Consider the following 2684-nt stretch of genomic DNA (forward strand, 5'->3'; position numbering starts at 1 on the left):
GGCAGAAGTAGAGCCCGGGTCCGACCGATGCGACGGGTGCGTGTCGGTCGGGCCCGGGCTGTGGGGACCACGGGCTCCCCCGGAGTCATGATCCCGATGCGGCGGATGGGCCGGCACTCCGGCATCCCCCCGGACGCCGACGTGCCCCTCCAGGGTCGCACTGCGTCCGGCGTCTTAACAGGGGTTGAACTCCCCATACCGGTGTGGATGCCCCGGCAGTTCCCTATGCGCCGCCTGGGTTCACCGCGGCCGCGGTGGGTTCGGGCGGCTCCGGGCCCCTGCCCCTGGCGCCCAAACCATGTGGTGTGAACGAGACCACAGGGTTTGCGAGGGCCGAACCGTGTGGTCTCGTTCACACCATGTGGTTTGGACGCTCGGGGGGACGCCGCCCACCAAGGAGCGCCCGGGCCCTCGCCGGTGTCCGAGGCCGCTTGTACGCTCGGCCGTGAGAGAAGCGAGGACCCATGGACTTCCGGATCGAACTCATCTTCGTGCCCGTCTCCGACACCGACCGCGCGGTCGCCTTCTACGGCGACACCCTCGGCTGGAACGTGGACCACGACCATCGCGTGAACGACGCACTCCGGTTCGTGCAGGTGACGCCGCCGGGGTCCGCCTGCTCGATCAGCTTCGGCGACGGCATCACCGACGACGCGCCCGGCAGCATGCGCAACGTGCAGGTCGTGGTCGAGGACGCGGATGCCGCCCTCGCGTACCTGCGCGAGCGCGGCGTGGACGCGCAGGGCGTCGACGACCAGCCGTGGGGACGCTTCGTCCACTTCACCGATCCCGATGGCAACGCCTGGGCGCTGCAGCAGCTCGTGCAGACGAGCGCCTAGCGCGGCATCGCGCCGGAGCGCGGTGGGCCGCTCTCTCCCGCCCCGAGACCCCGTAAAGATCGGATGTTCGGTTCGAGGGCGTCCGCATCGGCCGGAAAACCCTCGACCTCTTGCAGCGGAACATCGGATGTCTGAGGATGGACGGGTGGCGGTCACCGACGAAGCGATCAAGCGCATCAAGGAGATGATCGTCAGCGGCGAACTGACGCCGGGCTCTCGTCTGCCTCCGGAGAAGGACCTGGCCGAGCGTCTCGGGCTGTCGCGCAGCTCGATGCGGGAGGCCGTCAAGGCGCTCGAGGTGATCCGCGTGCTCGATGTGCGGCGCGGCGACGGCACCTACGTGACGAGCCTCGAGCCGCGCCTGCTCCTCGAAGCGATCTCCTTCGTCGTCGACCTCCACGACGACGACTCGCTCGTCGAGATCTTCGCCGTGCGGCGCGCTCTCGAGTCGTACGCCACGGGCCTTGCGGCGCAGACGGCGGACGTCGCGGACGTCGCCGCGCTCGACGACGAGATCGCGTCCGTCTCCCCCGACACGGACATCGAATCGCTCGTGGACCACGACGTGCGATTCCACGCCGCGATCGCCCGGCTCTCGGGGAACGGCTACCTCGCCGGCCTGCTCGAGAGCCTGACGAGTCAGACGGTCCGCGCGCGCGTGTGGCGCGGCCTCACCCAGGCGGGTGCCGTGGAGCGCACGCTCGTCGAGCACCGGGCGATCCTCGACGCGATCGCCGACCACGACACCGCCCTCGCCGCCGCGGCGGCGCAGGTGCACATCTCCGGCATCGAACGCTGGCTCCGCCGAGCCCGCGACGCGTGACCCCGCTTCCGGAACGTGCCGAACCCGGCTCATCCGCTTCGCCCGAGCGTTCTCAACCATCCGAGGAGAGATCCGATGTCGACGATCAGGAGGGCACCCGCCTCTCTCAGGTCGGTGACCTCGGTCATCCCCCTCGCCCCGCGCGCCAGGAGGCGGGCGTGATCATCGACGCGCACGCGCACCTCTGGCGGAGAGAGCTGACGCCGCAGCCGTGGATCGACCCGGTCTCGATGGCGGCCATCGACCGGGACGTGTGGCTCGAGGATCTCGCCGCCATGCAGCGGCAGTGCGGCATCGACCGCACCGTGCTGGTGCAGACCGCGCACCGCGCCGAGGAGACGCGCTCGTTGCTCGCCCTCGCGGACGCGCACCCTCGGATGATCGCCGGTGTCGTCGGCTGGGTCGACCTGCGCGGCGACGCCGCGGGGACTCTGCGGAGCCTGCGTGCGGCGTCGGGCGGCGACCGTCTGGTCGGCATCCGCCATCTCGTCCATCAGGAACGCAACGAGCACTGGCTGACGGATGCGCGCGCGGAAGCAGGACTCGACGCTCTCGCGGCTGCCGAGCTCCCGTTCGACCTGGTGGTGCGTCCCGAGCAGCTCGCGGACGCCGCAGCGCTCGTCGCGCGCCACCCCGAGACCCGGTTCGTTCTCGATCACCTCGGCAAACCCCCGCTGGCGTATGCCGCGTCCGGCGCGCGGGATGGCATGAAACGGTGGCGGGACGATCTGGCGGCGCTGGCCGCGGCGCCGAACACGGTCGCCAAGCTCTCGGGCATCGTCACCGAGGCGCGTTGGGGACACGAGGACGACGATGAGCTGCGGGGCGCGATCGACCACGCGTTCACGGTCTTCGGACCCGACCGGCTGCTGTTCGGCAGTGACTGGCCGGTCGTGCTGCTTGCCGCGGCGCCGTGGCAGTGGACAGACCTGGTCCACGAGGTCCTGGCGGATCTTCCACCCGGGCAGCGCGCGCTGGTGTGGGGCGGCAACGCCGCCCGCGTGTACGGTCTCAGCTCCGCG

General features: G+C 70.9%; 3 protein-coding genes. All 3 read left to right on the top strand.

What is annotated here, in order from left to right; genetic code table 11:
- Positions 1–464: 464 nt before the first annotated feature.
- Positions 465–839, top strand: coding sequence for a glyoxalase superfamily protein (locus RIF89_RS13670; RefSeq protein ID WP_309069636.1), 375 nt, complete (start codon positions 465–467; stop codon positions 837–839).
- A 145-nt stretch (positions 840–984) separates the two neighbouring features.
- On the top strand, positions 985–1662 hold the full coding sequence (locus RIF89_RS13675; protein WP_309069637.1) for a FadR/GntR family transcriptional regulator: 678 nt from the start codon (positions 985–987) through the stop codon (positions 1660–1662).
- A gap of 158 nt (positions 1663–1820) precedes the next feature.
- A partial coding sequence (locus RIF89_RS13680; protein WP_309069638.1) for an amidohydrolase family protein occupies positions 1821–2684 on the top strand: 864 nt, incomplete at its 3' end.

The sequence above is a fragment of the Microbacterium sp. genome (assembly GCF_031178525.1).
Lineage (GTDB): Bacteria > Actinomycetota > Actinomycetes > Actinomycetales > Microbacteriaceae > Microbacterium.